Here is a 19,934-nt window from a genome sequence, read left to right on the forward strand (position 1 = left end):
CCCTTCATTCCTTGATGTTGAATACGGTCACGCCGTCGCGGCGATGGCCCCCACGATGAGGGCCGCCGCGCCGATCGCCACCAACACGCCCAGGACGATGCTGCCGGTCGAGGCATTCAGGTCGGCACGGCGCAGCGCGGTGCGCTTGTTGGTCGTCGCGACGAGTTGCACATCGGTGCGGGTCTCGGAAATCGAGTCTTCGTCGCAGGTGACGACGGCGAACAGCCCGACATCGTGCAGCCCTGTGGGCGCGCTGAAAGTGAAGGTGAACACGTGCGGTTCGCCGGGTAGCGCGCTCGCCTTGGTTTGAGATGCGGCGACCGGGTGCCATGCGCCGGCCTCGGGCAGCGCGCCGTCGGGGAAGAGCGTCCAGAAATCCGCAGGCAGTGCGGTGAAGTTGCCGTCGGGCTGGCGGTCGGTCCAGTAGACACGGGCCTTCACGTTCGATGCGGCGGCGGGGCCGCGGTTGAGCACTTGCAGATGCACCCGGGTCTCGACGTCGCGCTGCAATGCGTCGCTGCCGAGTCGCTGGAAGCCGACGTAGTCGAGCGCGCCGCCCGGCGTGTAGTCGATGGTGCCGGGCGCCGTCTCGAAACCGCCGATGAAGGCTTCGGTATCGACCTTGATGTCCACTGCATCGAACCAGGCGAGCGTGCCGCTGGCGGCGAGCGGATCGGCGCCGCTGACCGGCGTGTCGAAGCGGCCGATGTCGATCACGTTGTCGCGGATGTAGATGTCGGCTTGCGTGTCGGGCGGCGCGACCGCATCGACGAGGCGCTCCCACACGCTGCGGCCCATCGTCGCGCCGCGCAGCAGGCGGTGCGTCGGGTGGAACTGCAGGTCGACCACCGGCGCGAACGGCAGGTCGCTGTTGTGCGTTGCGGTCCACGCGGTGCCGCCGTTCGTGCTCTCGAACACGCCCATGTGGCAGCCGATGAAAATGCGCTGCGCGTTGGTCGGATCGATCGCGATCGCGTTCACGAAGTTCCACTGGAACGGCAGGTCGGGCCCGGACGGGAACGTGACCGCCGGGATCGTCGTGCCGAGCGCCGTCCAGTCGGTCGCGGCGCCGCTCGCGAAGTCGTGCTTCCAGACGCGGCCGGACGCCACGGCGCTGGGCTCCGACCCGCGGAACGTCAGGTAGCTGCTGCCCTGCACCGCGTACACCGGCGCGAGCGGCGCGCCGGCCGCGAGCTTGGGCACGGCCAGGTCGGTGAACTCGATCGCATCGGGCCGCGCGGCGGCGCCGGTGGTGCGTGCCACGGTGATGGTGGCTGTCGGCTGCCCGGTCGTCGCATTGATGCTGTCAATGTGCACGCGGATCAACTGTCCATCGGCCGTGCCGACGTAGATGTTGTTCGCGTCATTCGGATCGACCGTGATGCACGTGATGCTGTTGCCGCTGCTCGGCGCGCCAGTCGTCGTCGAGAACAGGGTGCCGTCGCCCTTGCGCACCGCGAGCCAGCCTTCGCCGCGGTCCCTCGTGCGCCACAGGCGCGTGGTGCCGAGCCACACGACGCTGTCGGCCGTCGGGTCGCAGATGAAGGGCACATAGAAGGGCTCGACGCCGGCCGCGTATTCGGTCGGGTCGATGCCGCCGGTCTTGGGAACCCAGCTGGCGCCAGCCGCGTCCGAGCGCTGGATCGCCCTGATGTTGCCGGCGCCGTCGCGGTACACATAGCTCGAGTACCAGAAGCGCGGGGTCAGCGGGTCGATGCCGCAGTAGAAGCCGTCGCCCCCGCCGATCAGGTGCCAGGCCGGGTGGCCTGCAAAGCGCTGCGTGCCGTTGTCCTGTGCGCCCGCGAGCAGCACGCTGTCCACGTTCGGGTGGTGCACCAGCGCGTAGTACTGCAGGGTCGAGAGGCCGCGATTGCGCGACGCCCAGGTCGTGCCGCCGTCGGTCGAAAGCCAGATGCCGCCGTCGTTGCCAAGCCAGCAGCGGCTTGGGTTGGCGGCCTCGAACACGAGCGCATGCTGGTCCGAGTGCGTGCCGGGTGCGGTCGACGCCAGATCGGTCCACGTCGTGCCGCCGTCGATGCTGCGCCAGATGCCGGTCTCGCCGAAGTACAGCGTGTTCGGCGTCGTCGGGTGCACCGTGAGGATGATGTTGTAGTGCGATTGCCCGAGCGGACGCTGCGGCGATGTCGGCGTGGGGAAGCCCACCTTGGTCCAGCCCTTGCCGCCGGCATTGCTGCTGTAAATGCCGTCCCAGGTGTTGTCGCTCTTGCCCAAGGCGAGGTAGACGCGCTCGGAATTGCTCGGCGCGACCGCGAGCACGATGCGCTGGCCGATGGTCGGCGTTGCAGCGAGCGCACCGAGGTCGGTGGTCAGCGCGTCGAATTGGGTCGGGTCTGCCGCCTGGCGGATGTACAGGCGCTGGTCCCACAACCCGACCAGCATGCGCGCCGTGCCGGTCGAGGTGCACAACACCATCGAAGCCACGTCGTCGCGCGCGGCGCCGTTGAAGGTCACTTGCGCCCAATTGGCGCCGCTGTCGGTCGAGCGGAACAGGCCTTCGTTCGTGCCCCACCAGACGATCGGCGGGTTGGCGGCGTTGGGTTCGAGCAATATCTGCGCGCTGCGCAGCCGGCGGAAATCGTCCGCGCCGCGCGGTGCGGGCAGGTTCACCATGCGCGCGATCGTCGGGCTGGCGTTGCCCACGGTCGTCGTGTCGAGCGTGAACAGGCCCTGGCCGAACATCGCCCTGCCCGCGCGGTTGCCTTCGCCGGAGCCGATCCACAGCCGGTTGTTCGCCGCATCGAAGGCCAACGCGCCGATGGAGGCACAAGGCAGGAAATCCGTCAGCGAACGCCAGGTCACGCCGTCGTCCGGCGAATGCCAGACGCCGCCGCCGGCCGTGCCGATGAAGGTGGACGTGCCGCTGCCGCGCACAAGGCAAGTGACGCGGCCGGCGATCGTCGGGCCGTCCGGCGTCGAGGGCAGGTGCATCTGCCCGTCGAGCACGCCGGTCGGGCCGAGCAGGGTCCACTTGTTCGAACTCATTCGAAGACCTCCGTGCTGCGCGCTGCGGTATTCGCCTTGGAAGCAGCCCGGCGTCTCATGGTCCCTGCCCCTCCTGCGCCTCCGCCTCTGGATCGAAGGGCCGCAAGCGCAGCCAGCCTTCGCTGCCGACCGGCGCATCCTGCGGGAACAGCGCGTCGTGCGTGGCATGCGCGACCGGCAGGTTTTCCCACGTGGTCACGTCGGTGCGGTGGTCCCAGCTCCACGTGCCGTGCAAGTCGACCGCGACCGGCATGCGCACCTTCTTCGGATCGACCAGCACCGGACCGAAGCGGAAGGTCGGCGAGAGTTTGGCGAGCGCATCCTGTGTCCATTCGCGCCGCAGGCCGACTTCCTTGCGCGGCAGCAGGCCGCAGGTGGCGTGCACCAGCGTGTGCGGCTCGACCAGCAAGGTCAGCTTCACATCGCGGTTCGGGCGCATGGTGATCACGCCGCTGCGGTCCACATAAGGGTGGGTGATCGGCACGATCGCGCCGTTGTCGCCGAAGCTGTCGGCATAGGCCGGCACGTCTTCCACCGCCTGCAGGAAGCCTTGGCTCTGGCCGAAGGCCCGCGCGAGTTCGGCGACCGAGGCTTGCGAGCAATGCAGCGTGCGGTAGTCGTCGTCGACGAAGTAGCCGAGCAAGCCGTCTTGCCACTGCGTCAGCGCGCCCAGACGCACCGGCATGGCGAAGCCTTCGACCTTCGTCAGGTCCACCGGCTCGTCGACTTCGAGACGCAGCACCGCGCGCACGACGACCACCGGCTGGCCGACGAGCAGCGCCAGGTGTTCCTCGCCCTGGTGGCCGAAGGGGTCGACCGTCCAGCGGGTCGTGTCGATCACGCGCATCAGTGCGCGCAAGGCGGTGTCGCTGTCCTGCGAGCCGTCGAGCAGGCCGGCGTCGCTGGCGCCCCAGTCGGTGAGGCCTTGCGCGATGCCGGCGGCGAAGGGGTTCGAGATCGCCTGCGCCGGCGAGGCGCCCACCGTGGACGGCGCGCCCGGCGCGTCTTCCCACGCGATGCGGTTGCTTTCGTTGCGGCGCACCACACCGAGGTCACGGCCATCGTCCGCATAGAACAGCAATGCATCGTCCAGGTGGTTCGGCATCAGGTAGCCGCACACGGGCGTGATCTCTTCATCGACATCTGTCTTGTCGCGTGCTTCGTCGGGGCCGCCCTTCGAGTCCATGAAGCGCAGCCACAGCCGCGCAGGCGATGTCAGGCGCGGCGGCAGCGCCAGCCATTCGGGGCGCGAGGTGACTTCGAGCGATTCGCTTCTACCGACCGCCTTGGTGACGGTGTCAGGGTTGCTTGCCTCGCTCGACCCCGCGAGATCGAGCACCTGGCCGAAGGCATCGACCACACGCAAGCGCACGATGCGCAAAAAGCCCGAGCGCAAGGCGACGAAATTCGGCGGCACGCTGCCGTCGCCCGGTGCCGCCGCGCCGTCGCCGATGAAGCCGGCGCGCAATTTGGTGTGCAGGCCGTCGAGCGAGCCGGAGAGCAGGTCGGACTGTTCCAGCGCGGCTGCGATGTCGCCCAGCGTGGCGCGGTCCTGCGCGTCGATGCTGTCCGCCGTGCCCACCCCAGCCACCATGCCGCTGAGTTGCTGGCTGAACTTCATCGCGCCCGACGATTCCGCCGCCTGCACCGCATGCACGAGCACGGTGCCGCCTGCATCGGCGCGCTCGGCGTTCGCATCGGCGAGCGTGCGGCGAATGGCGCCCGCGATGGTGCGGCCGACACCCGCCGACAAGGGGCTGCGGCCTTCGAACGGCAGCGGCGTCACGCTGCTTGGCGGCGGCAAGTCCGGCACGTCTTCGTTGTAGTCGATCTCGCCCAGCGTCCAGTCCTCGATCTGGCGTGGCGATGCGATGTACTCGACGCGCCACTCGAGGTGCAGCGGATTCCACGGCCTGGCCGGCACGTTGATCGCGACCGGCGACGGCAGCGTGCCGGCGAAGGGCGCGAGGCTCAGCACCGCGCTCGGATCGGTGCGCGGGTCGCGGGTGGCCCACCAGGCGGTTTGCTGGACCTGCACCGTGTCGGCGATCGCGCGTTGCGTGGTCGCGGAGGCGCGCGTTTTCGCGGTGGCGAGCCGCGCGATCGGCAGCGACGAGCCCGGGTCGAGCAGCGCGAGTTCGTTCAGCAGGTCTTCGCACTCGGGCGGCATGCTGCCGTTGGAAATCGAGCGGTCCAGGAAGTCTTCGGCATTGACGGTGCGGTTGAAGGACTTCAGCCGGTAGTCCTTGACGGGAGTGCCCGAGAGCCGGCAGCCGAGCCACCCGTCGCGCGAGAAGCGGCCGTCGCCGCCGTACTGGTACGCGCGCTTGATGCCTTCGATGACCAGTTGCGGATCGAGCGGCCGGTAGAAGCGCGGCAGCGGCCGCTCGCGGTCGACCCAGCGCCCCGGGCGGTACGGCGTGACTTGCGGGCCGGTCCTGAGAATCTGGCTGACCCGGCCGAGATTGCCCTGCGCCACTTCGGTCTGCGCCATCAGTTCCTTGCCGGCGTACGCGGTCGCCTTGAATTGCGAAGGCGGCGCGGCGGCGGCCGCCTTCGCGATGCTGGACGCGCCCTTGAACGGCGCGCTGCGGCTGGAAGACGGGCTCTTGACCGAGAAGAACTGGCGCTCGTCCGTCGGCTGCGTGCCGCCGCGCGCCTTCGAACTCGCGGAGGCCGTGCGCTTGCCCTCCTTGCCCAGCAGCGCCTTGCCCCCTGCCCCGCGCGTGCCCTTGCCGTCGCGCCGGTAGTAGCGCTCGAACACGCCGGGTCCGGCCACTTTCGGAACTGCTTCGGCCGGCGGCTCGCCCAGCGGCGGCTGCCACACGCGCTCGGTGATGCTGCCGCCGAGCAGCGACGTGAACGTGGTCGAGTGCAGCAGCGCGTCGAGTTTGGCGCGGCCGTCGGGGTCGTCCAGCTCGTTCATCGCGCCGAGCTGGAAGGCTTGCAGGACGCGGGCGCGTTCGAGGTGGTTGTTGTCGCGCCGCGCGATCATGGCCGCGAGCGCGTCGGTGAGCGTTGCGCCGAAGCCCACCTTCACGTCCTGCGGGCGCGGCGGGCCACCGACTTCCGCGCCGCCCACGCCCGTGCCAAGCACCGCCGCGCCCCGCTCATCGAGCGCCGCGTTCGGCCACCCGATGCCGACCACTGCGCCGTGGTAGAGCGAAAGACGCGGCCACCACGCAGCCTGCGCCACCTTCACCCTGCCGAGCGACTTGGCCTCGGCCTTGGTCACCGTGTCAGTCACCTGGCCTGCCATCGTCGAACTGCGGTACGCAGTCTTCACACCTTTGATAATGGCCAGGCCCATCGTGTCCAGCGCTTCGCTTTGCTTGATGGCGCGGGATTGGGCCTGCTTGAACAAATGATCCGGCAAATGCCACCGAAAATCGGACAACAGGGCCTCGAATTGCGCCTGCGTGCGGATGTCGGGGTCCGACAGCGGATCGCGATCCGGGTCGCGGTACCAGCCGCACACGAGGTAGGCGATGGGCCCCGTGCTCACGTCCGTCAGCGAATCGTGAAAGCCGAAGCGGTTCTCGACGTTGTCGAAGTAGCCGATCCAGTCGAGTTGCCCCGGCCCCACGGCGGTAACGGCCGGGCCAGTCGAGGCGCCATCCAGCGGTTCGATGGCATCGACATACTGGTCGAGCGGAATGGGCGGGGTGCCGGGCTCGTCGGCCTTCAGCACCCATCCGCGCAGCGTGCGGCGGTTGGTGATGAGGCGCGAAGGCGACATGCGCAGCACCAGCCAGCGCTCGGGCAGCGGCGGGAACTCGATGGGGCCCTCTTCGTTGTCGTGCGGCTTGCGCCCGCGCGCCAGCGCGTCCGGTGGCGCCCACAGCAGGTAGGCGCCCTTGCCGCGCGGAGCACTGCGTGGGGTGAAGGGTGGAGGCGCTTGCAGATCGGCCCCACTCAGTCCGGTTTCGGCCCACACCGCGGTACTGCTCTCCGTTCGCACCATCAGCACATCGAGGTGCACCGGCACCAGCAGGCGCGGGTCGCGCGGCAGCCACGGCGACCAGGTCGACGCCATCTGCGCCGTGAGGCCGACGGAGGCGTTGAGGCCGAAGTCGAAGCGGGTAAAGGTGCTCACGACCCGAACTCCTTCAACATCACCGGCACGCCCGGGTCCATCGTCATCACGGCGAGCTTGAAGTTGGCCACGTAGCGCCCGCTGCCGTGGAAGTCGGGTTGACCGCCGTTGCCCTGGAAGCGTTGGCGCCAGGGCCGGTCGAGCATGCCGATGGCGAAATTGCCGGCGCCGTTTTGCACCGGCATCTGCGGCGTCGCAGGCGCGCCCGGCAGGTTGGTCGTGCGCGCTTCTTCGAGCCGGCGGCGGATTTCGGAGATCGCGAGCACGCGCAGGCCGCCCTTGCGGATCGGGATCTCGAGCGGCTTGGTGTTGGCGATGGCAACGCCGGCCGCATCGCGCCGCAGCGTCGTCAAGTGGCCCTCGTCGTTGTTGACGCCGAACTGAATGCCGTGGTGCGGTTCCTCGCACATCACCATGTTCGGCACGCCCTGGAAGAGCGCGATCATCACGCCCGGCGCGAGGCGCTCCAGCCGCAAGGTCTTCAACTGCTTGGCGGCGATCGCCGGAGCGGCCGGGTCGAAGTTGCGCGGCGGGTTGTTCGGACCGACCGTGCCATCGAAGCGGTACGCGCGCACATCCATCTGCGGCCAACCCGAGACGGCGCGCGAGCGCATCAGGAAACCGGTGACGCGGTCGGCCGTGCCCGGCAGAGGCAGCTTGGAGAGATCGCTGAACTCCAGTCGCCGGCGCTGCAGGTCGCGCACATGACGCTCGGTGATGTCGAGCTGGCGCGAGACATAGCTTGCGCGGGCCTGGTGGTGGGCCTGCTCGCGCGAGCCGATCTTGCCGACGGCAATCGCGCCGTCGACCAGCCGGTCGGTCCACGACCGGTCGAGGTAGAAGAAGCGGATCGACTCGATCGGCAGCATCCGCGCGTCGGGAATGAGGTAGTCGAAGGGAACGCCGATCAACAGGCGCAGGTGCGAGAGAAAGGTCTCCATGTAGGGTGGCATCTGCGCTTCCTGCGAAGGCGCATCGACCTGCTTGTGCGCGACCAGGCGCTCGCTGAGCGCTTCCTTGCTGCTAACCCAGGGCTGCTTCATTTCCGGCCTCCCGTCTTCACGCCGCCGAACACTGCGCCGCCGAGCTTTCCGATGGTGTCGATTCGGATGCGCACGTTGTCGATCACCTGGACGCGCGTGTCGCGCAGCACACCCAGGCCTTCCACGTCTTTCAGCACCTCTTCGAGCGTGCCGCCTTTCAGAACAGGCTCGGCAACGGCGGGCACGTTCATCGCGAGCGGCTGCCCCAGCCCGAGCAGTACTTCCCGCCCGGCCTCGATGCCGCCGTCGAGCGCGAAAGCCTTGGCGAACAGCTCGGGTTGCAGCCCTGTGGTCTTCGCCACCAGGCCCATGCCGAAGGGATCGCCCGTCGGGGGACCCGAGGTTGTGAAGGTCTTGATCAACTCGCCCGCGATCACCGGCAGCACATAGCGCTGCAGCTTCTGCGGAATCGCCTCGGCGAGCACGATGTCCAGCCGCGCTTCCAGGTCGGCCATGACGTCGAGCCGCGCGCTGGCGCGAAAACCCTTGCGGCGCCAGCGCATCAGCTCCTGCGCGAGCCGCGCATCGGCGGCGGCGAGCAGCCGGCCCACCTCGAAGGCGCAGGCGTACGAGATGTCCTGCATGCCGAGTTCGGGCGCGATGCGCCGCGCCTGGTCCGCGCTGTGGTACGGCCCGGCCGGGTCGCGCTGCAGCGGCATCGGCACCAGCGGGCCGCGGTACAGCGCGGTCTCCTTGGTGCCGGCGCGCGTGCCGAGTTCGACGCGGATGTGGCCGGTATCGGTCACGGGCGGCTTGTTGTTCTTCGTCTTGCCGATCAGGCCCACGTCGAGGTTCTGCATCAGCATCATGAAGTCGCCGTCGCCTTCGCAGGTGAAGCTCCACGAGTGCAGCGCCACCAGCTTGGAGCGCTGGAGCGTCAGGTTCGGAATCGTGGTCACGGTGGACAGCACGTTCTTCTCTTCGAGCACCTCAACGAACTCGAATTTTTCCGCCGACAGGAAGCGCGGCGGCGCATCGAGGAATGCGGCAGCCGCGGGGCGCGAGACGAACACCTGGTTGTCGTTCTCGACCACGTTCACCAGCACGTCGTCGAACATGCCGACCAGTCCCCCACCCTTGCTCGACACGAAGGGCGGCGGGTTCGTGGCCACCAGGTCGGTACGGCCTTCGAGCGAGACGAGCACCGCGCGGCATTTCTTGCCGGGCGTCGGTAGCCGGTTGCACACCACCACCGAGAACCAGCCGTCGCTGCCTTCCACCGACAGCTCGCGGTCGTTCGGATTGACGCGCCGCACGTGGGAGAGCAACTGCAATTCCTCGCGCGCGGGCAGCACCGAATCGAGCAGGCTGCGCGAGATGTCGAGCGCTTCGACCAGCACGTTGGGCGGCGAGCCGATGTTCTTGAAGACGTCGCCGGGCAGCACGCTTTCCAGCGGCAGGTTGGGCTTGAGTTCCCAGCTCTCCCCTTCGGCCAGCAGCAAGAGCGCGAGCCACGGAGTCGGGTAGCCCGGGTTCTGGTTCGGCAAGGCGCCGGGCGCGCTGGGCGCGGGGAGCGATTCGGCCACCACCCGTTCCCACGGCAGCGTGCGCCGGCGCATCACGATCTGCGGCAGCACCGCCGAGAACGGCCCCTGCGAATTGCGCGGCGGCACCACGCCCGCGATGTCGCCCGGGTTCAGCACGAAGCGCGGGCCTTCGACGTTGAAGTAGCGCTCGTTGGACAGCGTATTGGAGCTGCTGCCTTTTTCGATCGTGGTCGACACCTCGTAGCGGTACGCGCCCGGGCGCAGCGGCGCAGCCGCGTAGTCGTAGAGGTACATCGACCCCGATGGCGGGATGACGTCAGCCATGGGTCACCCTTTCCTTTGCCTTGTCCTTCGGCTTGACCGGGCTCACCGGCTTCGGTGGCTTGGTCGGATTCAGCGTCCTGACGCGCCCGCTTGCGGGCAGCACCTCGAAGCGCACCGTGACGCTGCCGTCCGCGCTCAGCGCCAGCGGCGAAACCAGTTCCGGCGGCACGCTGCCGGCCAGCCGCTCGCCCCAGCCCTGCGCATTGCCTGTGAGGCCGATCACACCGGCCGCGCGCCACGCGCTGCGGCTGCCGACGCTCACTTCGATGTGGCCTTGCTTCTTGCCGTCTTCGTCGGGCGTGGCGTCGTAGATCAGGGTGCGGCGCGTGCCGGCGGTCACGACCACGGGCTTGCGCGACAGCGTGGCGCCGTTGCACGCGATCGCCAGATCGCCATCGTTTGCCGCACTGGCATCCAGCGCGTCGAGCTGGATCACGACGACCGACACGTCCGCCGGCAAGCGCGTCTCGATGCCGTTCTGCCGCGCCATCACGTCGCCCGCGCGCACCAGGCCGGCGCTGAGCAAGCCGCGCCGGCCGGCCTCGATCGGCCGCGAGGTCGTGATGCTCGCGCCGCGCCCGAGCAGCGTGTGCGCGCCGACCATGGCGAGCATGCTGCCGGCCTGCCATCCGACGGCAGGAACGCCGCCGGCCTGCGACCAGTTCTGCGAGATGTGAGCCATGCCGATGCGGCGTTGTTCGGTGCTCATGCGCGCACCGGGAACGCGGCCGAGGCAGCCGACCGCGAGCATCGCGGCGCCCTCGGGCATCGAGATCACCTGGTCCTGCGAAGCCACGTGTTCTTCGTCCGACAGGATTTCACCGTGCCGGTCGAGCCAGGTGATGCGCGACGCGCCATCGCCGCCGACGTGCAGGCGAATGCGCGCGCGGCCGGCTTCGTCGGTTTCAGGCAGTTGCCACAAATGGGTCGTGCCGGCGGGCACCTCGAAGCCGTTGCCCATCACGCGCTGGGCCGCTTCGTCAAAGGCCTTGGCATGCGCGATGGCGTTCGGCGCGAAGAGTGGATTCAACAGGCTGCGTTCGCCTTGCACCGCGCGGGTGGGTGCTGCGGTCTGCGCGGCAGCGGCACGGTGCAGGCGCGCGCCGGGCATCGCCTTGGCGCGCGGTGCCGACATGCGCGGCGCGCGCTGGGCTTCCCTGACCTTGGCGACCGTGGTGCGCAACGCGAGCGGTTCGCTCAGGGTCGGTGCGCCACGCTGGCGCATCACGGCCATCAGGCGAGGCGCGTCGAGCCGCACCGCCACATCGGCGCCGTCCTGGAACGGCGTCGGCGCGGGCTGGCCCGGCGCTTCCATCGACAGGCCGGTCGTCAACGGCACGACCCGGGCTGGCGACGAACGCGTGTTGAGGTCGCGCTGGCCGAGCGCGCTCAAGGGCTTGCCGCCCACCGCGCTGCGCGCCGTGGCGAACTCGGGCGAGGACAGCAAGGTCGCAGTCGCGAAGCGGCGCTCGTCCACGGTCCACTGCACCGTCAGGTCGCCCAGCGTCGTGGCGACGGTGCCGATCTCGATCAGGTCCGTGAAGAAGATCGAACCGGGCTGGTCGAAGGGCAGCGGCAGCGCGTACTCGGGCAGGTCATCAACGGCGCCGGTGATCTGCACCAGCGCGCTGCGGTTGACGATCTCCGCCACGCCGTCGACGCGCACGCCCGCGAGGCGGCGGATGTTCGCCGCGCCCGCCTTCATATTCCTCGGGTCTTGCCAGCGCCACGTGGCTTCGGGGAAGTTGCCGCCGCGCTGCGTGAGGATGAAGCGGTCCGGGTCGAGCGCCAGCGGCACCGCGTTGCCGTTGGCCAGGCGCACGCGCAGTTCGTGCCGGCTGGTCACCGAGCGCCGGTTCATCGGTGCGAGGTCGATCGCGCCGCCCAGGCCGCTGTCGACACCGCGGTCGCCATCGTCCCAGCGCATCGCATTCGTCGGCGCGCGGGTTTCGGACTCGAAGGCCCATTCGGCGCCCACCACCCACGGCGCATCCGACGTGCCCGGCGCGGGGTCGGCCCCGGGCGGGTTGGTTGGCAGCAGGCCGGCGCGCAGGTGCACGTCCACCGGGTTGTCGCGGCCGTCGCCGGTGGTGAGGTACTTGTCGCGGAAGACGCCGAAGTCCTCGATGTAGTCGACGTCGTGCGACGGATCGCCGAACTCGACGCGGATCGTGACGACGACGATCTCGACCTCGACCCAGCCGAACATCGGCGGACCTTCGATGTGCACCGCCGCGCCCAGGCTGACGCCGATCTCGCCCAGCCAGGTGTCGACCGACGCGCCGATCTCGATGCCGGTCTCGAAGACGTAGTAGAACGGGTCCCACGACACCAGCACGTCGAGATAGACCTTGAACCAGGCCTTCACCGGGCCGCCGCGGTAGCTCGCTTCCAGCCGGCCGCCGCCCATGACGCAGGTGGTGGTCAGCGCAAAGTACGACTCGCCCTTGATCACCACGCAATCGCTCACGCTCCATCGGAAGCCCAGGCGCGGCACCACCGGGAATTCGGGCGGTTTCGAGAAGGCCTTGTGATAGCCGCCCAGCGTCAGCACGAACTTGCCGGTGTTGAACCACAGGAAGAACGCAAAGCCGCCGGTGAGCTGGCACGAGGGGTGGAACAGGTACGAACGGTCGGTGAGTTGCGCCTGCACCGAGAGCAGCCCTTCGGCCGTCGAGAAGCGCGCCTTCAGGGCCAGTTCGATCTGCGCGATGGCGAAGTCTTCGGTCGGCAGCGCCATGCGCGACAGGCCCAGCAGCCCGACTTCGAAGCCGTGGTCGAGCGCAACGTAGATCACCGCCGTCGAATTCACGACGACGAAGGTCGAGAACTTGAGCCCCGCCGCCAGCCAGAAGCCGCCGCGCCGGGGCGGGATGTTGGTGCCCATCTGGCGCAGCGCGCCCATCGGGTCGTTGGCGAAGCCGCTGTTGTCGATCGCCGCGACGAGCGGAAAACCGGGGATCTCATTGAGATCGGTCGGCACGATCAGCGCGCGGTTGATGCCGACGCCGCCACCCAGGCCGAGCACGAAGAAGTAAGGCGGGCCGCCGAGCGGAATCGGGACCGACACGAACACGAAGAACGAGGTGTACTCGCCCAGCTCGTCTGTCGGCTTGGCGTAGGAGCCGATGGCAGTGAAGCCACGTCCCGCCACATCGACCATCAATGCGCCGTCGTAGCTCACCGGCGGGCCGGGGTTCTTCAGCAGGCCGCCTGCGATCTTGACGGTGCCCGCCTCCATCGCGACTGCCATGCCCTTGAGGTCGAGGCCCCACTGCGAGGCATCGCCCATCTTGGTGATCGGAATGATGATTGCCAGGTCGTCGACCTGTACCGCGAGCGCGGCGACCTTCACGCCGCCGTCCAGCAGCAGGCTGACCTTCTTGCCGTTCTCGAGCGTCTGCACGCCGATCTGCTCGATGTAGATCGGGCCGAACTGCTTCTGGACGGTGATCCACAGCGCCCCGCTCTCCCCGCCGATCGTCAGCGAGAAGTCGCTCGGCGCCATGAAGCGGATGCCGATGTCGCACTCCGGGCTGACGCCGGTGGTGTCGCCCCCGGTGCCGCCGCCGTCGCTGCTCAGCAGGCTCGATGCGACCGGGTTGCCGCCCCTTGCGCCCCCGCCCGTTGCGGCGCCGAGCGGCAGGCCGAAACGCGCCAGCTCGGCTTCGAAACCCCAGCCGCTGGTTGCAAATGCGCCGAACAGATTCACGTTGAAGAAGGCCAGCGCCGCGACCTCGCCGATGCGGATGATGTCGGTGTCGACCAGCGGCTTGTCGTTCCTGTTCGAGAAGCCCAGACCGATGCCGCGCGCCTTGAGCTGCGGCTGGAACTGGAAGCTCGGCAGCGAGAACAGGTTGAGCGTGAAACCCGCATCCGCATCGCCGAGCGGCCCCGACGGGCGATGCCCGAAGTACAGCGTGAGCTCGAAGTCGCCGATGGGGATCGGCAGCTTCCCCTTGAGCTTGGCGCCGAGCTTGCCGGCGTCGCCCGAGATGCCGATGTTCAGCGTGCCCACCGGCAGCGACAGGCCCGCCAGCAAGCCTTGCAGCGCGCCGGTCACCAGCGCGGGCAGCGCGGGCATCACCGCCACGAGGTTGGTGCCGGTGCGCAGCTGCGCAGCATCGAGCACGGCGCCGAGCGTCGGGCCGGTGTCCCACAGCTTGGAGGCATGAACGTCGCGCGTCGCCTCGAAGATCACCTTGGCGGCAATCGGCAGCAGCCATTTCGTTGCCAGCTCGCCGGGCAGCGCATCGGTCGCGACGACTTGCGGATTCGGCAGCAACTGCACTTCGAGCGGCGCGGCGCTGGCGGCGCCGAAGGGGCGCAGGTTCAGTACGACGCCGCTGCCGCTCGCCGAGAAGAGCAGCGCGGGCACGGCCGGCACGCTGATCACGGACAGGTCCGCACCGAGCGACGCGCTCACTGCAAGCGCGCTCGACTCGAAGCCGCCCGCAAGCGACAGGCGCAGCGGCGCGTTGTCAATGCGCCAGTTCAGCGCTTCGAGCTTGAACGACGGGCCGCCGGCATCCCAACCCGCCGCGATGCGCAAGGTGCCCGAAACGCCGGGCAAGGCAGGAGAAGTCCAGCGCAGCCGCGAGCCGTCGATCTCGAAGGCGGTGGTTCCGGTGAGCGTATTGAGCAGCGTGCGCGCTGCAGTGATGAACGCGCCGCGCAAACCGCCGCCGATGCTGGCGATCGATCCATCGGTCAGCAGCGCGCGCCACTGGGTCGCATGCGCGGCAAAGCCACCGCCCGCGTCGTACAGGTCGAGCGCACCGGCGACGGCAAGCGAGTTGGTTTTCAGCGGCGACGCGGCCAACTCGTCGTCGATCGCATCGAGGACCGCGGGCAACAGGGATTGCACGGCGCCGCTGATCAGGGCGCCAAGGCCGCTGAAGGTCGGCAGCAACTGGATCGTCGCGCCACCGACCGGCGTGACGGAGAGCGTGACCTGTCCGCTGCCGTTCACGCCGAACGCCATGCCAAGTCCGGGGAAAGCACCGGCCGCCGGGATGTTCAGCGAGACGTTGCCGCCCGGGCTCGCATGGAGCAACTCGTCGATTTTCAGCTGAGCGGCCAGCCCCAGAACGCCGCCAATTGGCGCGCTGGTGCCGAGCGCGAAGGTGACCTCGCTGGCGCCGCTGGCCGTCACCTGCAGGCTGCCGGGCAGGTCGAGCGCCGGCCCGGGTTGCCCGAGCGCGCGGGCAATGGCCGAGAGCAACGCGGCGATCTTGCTGCCGTCGAGCAGGCCACCACCTCCCCCGGCGCTTGCGCTGCCGCCGAGTGCGTTCGGCCGGGTCAGGAAGCGCACCGGATCGAGGATGAGCGCATCGAGCGCCGCGATCCGCGTAGTTGGCGCCCCGCTGGCCTTCAGCAGCGCTTCGATCAGCCGCGACACGGTCGTCGAGATCAGGAAGCGCGGCAGCAACTCGTTGAGCTTGCCCAGCAGCGCGTTCGCCGGCGGCAAGGGCAGCAGCGTGAACGGCGCATCGAGCCACGGCGGCGCCAGCACCGCGAACTGCGGCGCGGCGCCGGCAAAGTCCGCTTGCAGCGAGATGTCGCCGAGCATGAGCTGCAGATGGCCGGTCGGCCGCATAGCGAGCGAGGCCGAGCCCAGGTCGAGGCCGGCATCGACCTGCAGGCTGATCGGCATCTGCCCGCCGGTCCCCACGCTGATCTGGTATTCGAACGCGAGGCCGATCTGCCAGCGCGTGTTGGACGCGATGCGGCGCGCATTCAACTGAAGGTCACCGAGCGGCCAGCCAAAGCCATCGGCCGTTGGACGCAATCCGAGCCAGCCTTCGGGGCGCGCGAGCGCGGTGTTCAGGCGCGGCAGCAGGAAGCCGAGCGCATCGGCGCGCAATGCGGACAAGGCATCCATCGAGAAGCCGACACGCGCTTGCGCGTTCACCGCCAACAGGCCGATCGCCTGTAGTGCTTCGGAGAGTTCGGCTACCAGGCTGCCCGGCGAGGGCGGCGGGTTGAACACGCGGTCGAATGCGGCGCCGATCACCTGGGCGGCCAGTGGATGGTCGAGCGTGAGGCGCGGAAGGGTCGGGCCGTGGAAAGCCGCGTCCAGCGCTTCGGCCTCGACCGTTGCCGCGAACGCACCTCCGCTGCCGCGCGTGAGCCGCATTCCCAGGCGAAGGGCGCGCACGCGCACATCGACGATGGGCATGCCGATGGCCGCATGCGCCTGCGCCGGGCCGACGAGGTAGCCGCCCAGCGGGTCTTCCAGCGTCAAGGTCGCACTCAGGGCTTGCGCGGGGCGCGAGGGTTCGGCAACGCCGCTGCGCAGCGCGATGCGCGCGAGGTCGGCGCGCACGTGGAGGCGGATGGCGGCGAGCGAATCAATCCGCTCGCCCAGCGCGGCGCGCACACCGACACCGAGGTGCGTGGGCGGCGTGCCGCTCGAAGCGCCCACGAGGGCACCGAGCCCGCTGCGCAGCGCCACGAACGCATCGGAACCGAGGCGGCTGCCGAGCGCGAGCGCAGGCACGCCATGGGTCGCGACGCTGGCGGCCGGCGCGAAGCTGCCGACCGGAAACACGCTCGCGACCGGCAATTCGCCCGCCCCGCCTTCTCGCCAGCCGTCGAGCGCGGCGTGAAGTTCCACCAGCGCATCCTTGACCGGCGACGCCGGCACCGACGCAAGCCAGCGCCCCGCGAGGCGCAGCGCTTGCGCCAGCGAGGTCTCGCGCAGGGCCGAGAGCGGCGCGCCACGGTGCGGCGTTCCGATCGTGACGATGCCGGAAACAAGCGCGGGCGAGTCGGCACAGAACTGGCGCGCCGCGACGCCGGCTGTCGAGTGCGCAACGATGAAAAGCTTCGCGCCGGGCCGCAGTTGCGCGATGCGTGCGGCAACGCGCGCGATCTGCTGCGCAAGCGTCACGTGATTGCCGCTGCCGTCGTCGGCGAGGTCGGCGGTGTAAATGCGCGAGACGCCGGCCGTGCCGCTCAGGTCGACGGTCAGCGGATTCGCGCCGGGCACGCGCAGATTGAAATGGCGCTGGTCTGCACTCGTCGGCGCGGCGCCGGCATCGCGTGCGACCGCCGCCGCGATCAGGGCATCCCAGCACGTGCGCTGTGCAAAGGCCGGGTGCAGCAAGAGCACCGCGCGGTTCGCCGGCGCGGCTTCCCACGCGTCGATCTGGTCCAGCGCCTGGTCGATCAGATCGGCATGGCCCGGCTGCAAGTGGTGCGCGACAAAGGGCACGATGGCGCCGAGCGTCCAGTCGGCGTGCACCACGCGTTGAGAGACGGTCGGCACGAAACCGTCGCTGTCTTCCAGCGAACGCGCCAGGTTGTCGAGCCCGGCGGCAAAGGCAGCGACCGAGCCGCCCTGCATCGCCTCGCGCAGCGGCGGCACCAGCGCGGCGAGCGGCGCGGCGGCGCGCAGCATCGTCAAGGCATCGCCGCTCGCCCCGATCGCGCCGGCGAGCGCGCCGGCCCATGCGGTCGGCGCACCATCGGGGTCCAGCCACAGCAGCAGCTCGGTGCGCGCCGCCGCGCCGCTACCAAGAAGCGGCACGCACCAGGGGTCGGCATACACGCCGCTGCCGCGCAAGGTCGGCAACGATGCAGCGATCACGTTCAGGTCGGGCGGCGTTCCGGCACCCGCTTGCAAGCCTTGCTGCAGCCACGCGATCAGGCGCGTGACGTGCGGCATCGCCGTCGCCGCGCTTTCGTCGGGGCCGTTCGCGCTGCCGGCGACGAGCCGGTCGAGCCAGCTGCGAAGGGCCGCTTCCGGATCGTTCGCGATCTTCAGCGGGTCGGCCGGGTCGAACAGCGTCGGCCAATCGGCCGGCAGCTTCGGCAGCTCGCCATGCAGGCCGATCAGCGCACCGGCCCACTCCCCTGCCGGCCCAAGGCTTTCGCGCAAGGCGCGCGCCAGCAGCACGCTGGCGATGCGCGTGAGCTGCGCGGCCGGCAGCGGCAGGCTGGCCGGGTTGCCGAGATCGAAAGGTGCCGCCGGCGGGAGTGCCAGCGTGCCGAGCGCAAGGTCGGTGCCGTCGACGCGCATGCGCAGGTTCGCCAGTTGCGCCGAGCCGTTCAAGCCGCTGCCGGGCTCCCATTTCAGCTGCGCAGCGAAGCCGTCGGCGGTGATTGCCGTCTGCGCACTGAGCGCCGGGAATGGGCCGACCAGCAGCCGCACCGTCTGGCCCTCGAACAGGCGCACGTCGGCGCTGCCGTTGGCCGCGATGTCGAAGCCCAGCACGTCGCATCGCCAGGCGAGCTGCCACGGCGCGCTCGCCATCTGCGCACGCAGGCCGATGCGCAGGCGCGCGACCGGGTCGCCCGGCGTGTCGTTCCATGCGGCAATGCCGACGGCAAGCGCCGGCGTGGACGCGAGCGGCACGAACCAGGGCGAGTCGGGCGTGCCGCTGCCCGTCACCGCGCCGGGCAGCCCGAACAGGCGGCGCAATTCGTCGAGGATGAAACCCCAGTGGTTCGTCGCGTCGCCCAGCATCGCGTGGTGCAGCTCGCCGAGCGTGCGCGTCGGCTGCGTCGCGAAATCCTGCAGGCGGGCAGCGTTCAGGCGATGCGGCCAGCCGCCCGGCGCGCCTTGCGGGTTGGCCAGGCCGACGATCGCGAGCAATGGCGCGCCCGCACCGCCCAGCAAGGCGGTCAGAGCCGCCTCGAGCCCGGCTGCCGCCGCATCGGCGACCGAATCGGCGTGCGTCAGGTCGATGCGCTCGCGCTTCGGCGTCGCGCCGAAGGTGACGCCGAGCAGTTCGAGCGTCGGCAGCAGCGCGCCTTGCGCACCGTTCCAGCGCAAGCCGGCGTTCAGGCGATCGACGACGATCGTGCCGGGCTCATTCACCAGCGTGCCGCTCGCGCCGCCGGGGGATGTGACGAGGACATGTGCGTGCGGGAGCGGCAGCGCCGAGCCCGTGCCGGAAAGCGGAATCGCGATCAGCGTCGCGCTCGCATCGAGGCGTGCCGGCGGCGATGCGCCGTTGGGCGCGACCCGCAGGTTGAGCGACAGGTGCAGGCGGTTGTCGGCGCGCGCGACGCCGAGGCTGAATTCCCCGTTGGTGCCAAGTGCGAGCAGGCGAATGCGGCGCGGCTCGTCCAGCGTGCCCGCGCCCTGCGTCGCCACCGGCAGGCCGACCAGCCCGCCGAAGTGGCCGAGCCAGGTGCCGAGGTGGCCGCCATCGATGATCGAGTTCAGCCACGCCTGCAGCGCCGCCGGGCCCTGTGTGAGGTTGGCGATCGGCAGCGGCGGCACCGGGTCTTCGTCCAGGCCGAGCAGTCCGAGCAGATGGGTGAGCGCGGCGGCCGGGCCGCTGGTGGGCAACAGTTGCTTGACCAGCGCACTGATGACTTCAACAGCGGCGCCGCCGAGTTCGGTCGGGTCGAGTGTCAGGTCGCGCGTGCCGCCGTCGTCGAGGCCCAAGCCTTCGAGCACGATGACGATCACCGGTGCCGCAGCCGTTGCGCAGGCCCAGCGCAGCGAGACCCGCGCGGCGGCGAGCGTGATCGCTTCGCCGTCGGCGCGGCTCAAGTCGAGTTGCACGCGCAGGTCGAGCGCAAACGGTGCCTGCGTCTGGCCAGCCACAAGCAGCGGCGCACCGTTGCCGAATCGCAGCAGCGGCACGTGCACCCGCAACGCGCCCTCCGGCCCGCCGCTCGGCCCGCCATGCACCTCGCCCGCGAGGCCGACGATCGCATCGTTGCCGACGGTCTTGACGGTGAAGTACGCATTGCCCTGCGGCTGCTCGCCCAGCAACGGGTGCCATTTCTCCCCTGCCGGGGTGCCAGGCGGATTGCGCGGCGGCGCAAGCCGGTCGAGCATCGAGAACAAGGCGCGCCGCTGCGCCGGATTCGACAGCACCGAGGTCGCGCGTTCGAACACATGCTCGAACCACGAAGCGTCGAAGTCGCCGTTCTCCTTGACGAGGCCGATCGCCTTCGCCGCATCGAGCAGTTCGGGGTTGAGATTCAACGCCATCGTCCTGCTCGCTTCTGTTGTGT

At 69.7% G+C, this 19,934-nt stretch carries 5 protein-coding genes; all 5 read right to left on the bottom strand.

Annotation, left to right across the window (positions count from 1 at the left end):
- Positions 1-27: 27 nt before the first annotated feature.
- The 5 genes from ACIPRI_RS00540 to ACIPRI_RS00560 are packed head-to-tail and all read right to left on the bottom strand — an operon-like array spanning position 28 to position 19,911.
- A complete protein-coding gene (locus tag ACIPRI_RS00540; RefSeq protein WP_446587401.1) occupies positions 28-3,003 on the bottom strand; it encodes a WD40/YVTN/BNR-like repeat-containing protein in 2,976 nt (991 codons plus the stop codon).
- Between the two features lie 55 nt (positions 3,004-3,058).
- Positions 3,059-7,099, bottom strand: coding sequence for a hypothetical protein (locus ACIPRI_RS00545; protein ID WP_446587403.1), 4,041 nt, complete (start codon positions 7,097-7,099; stop codon positions 3,059-3,061).
- A complete protein-coding gene (locus tag ACIPRI_RS00550) occupies positions 7,096-8,142 on the bottom strand; it encodes a hypothetical protein (RefSeq protein WP_446587405.1) in 1,047 nt (348 codons plus the stop codon). The genes ACIPRI_RS00545 and ACIPRI_RS00550 overlap by 4 nt, the downstream gene beginning before the upstream one ends.
- Positions 8,139-9,953 (bottom strand): hypothetical protein, encoded by a 1,815-nt coding sequence (locus tag ACIPRI_RS00555; protein ID WP_446587407.1) that lies wholly within the window; start codon positions 9,951-9,953, stop codon positions 8,139-8,141. Before ACIPRI_RS00555 ends, ACIPRI_RS00550 begins: the two co-directional genes overlap by 4 nt.
- Complete coding sequence (locus ACIPRI_RS00560) at positions 9,946-19,911, bottom strand: DUF6603 domain-containing protein (RefSeq protein ID WP_446587409.1); 9,966 nt, start codon at positions 19,909-19,911, stop codon at positions 9,946-9,948. The genes ACIPRI_RS00555 and ACIPRI_RS00560 overlap by 8 nt, the downstream gene beginning before the upstream one ends.
- Positions 19,912-19,934 lie beyond the last annotated feature (23 nt).

The sequence above is a fragment of the Variovorax sp. LARHSF232 genome, assembly GCF_052871435.1.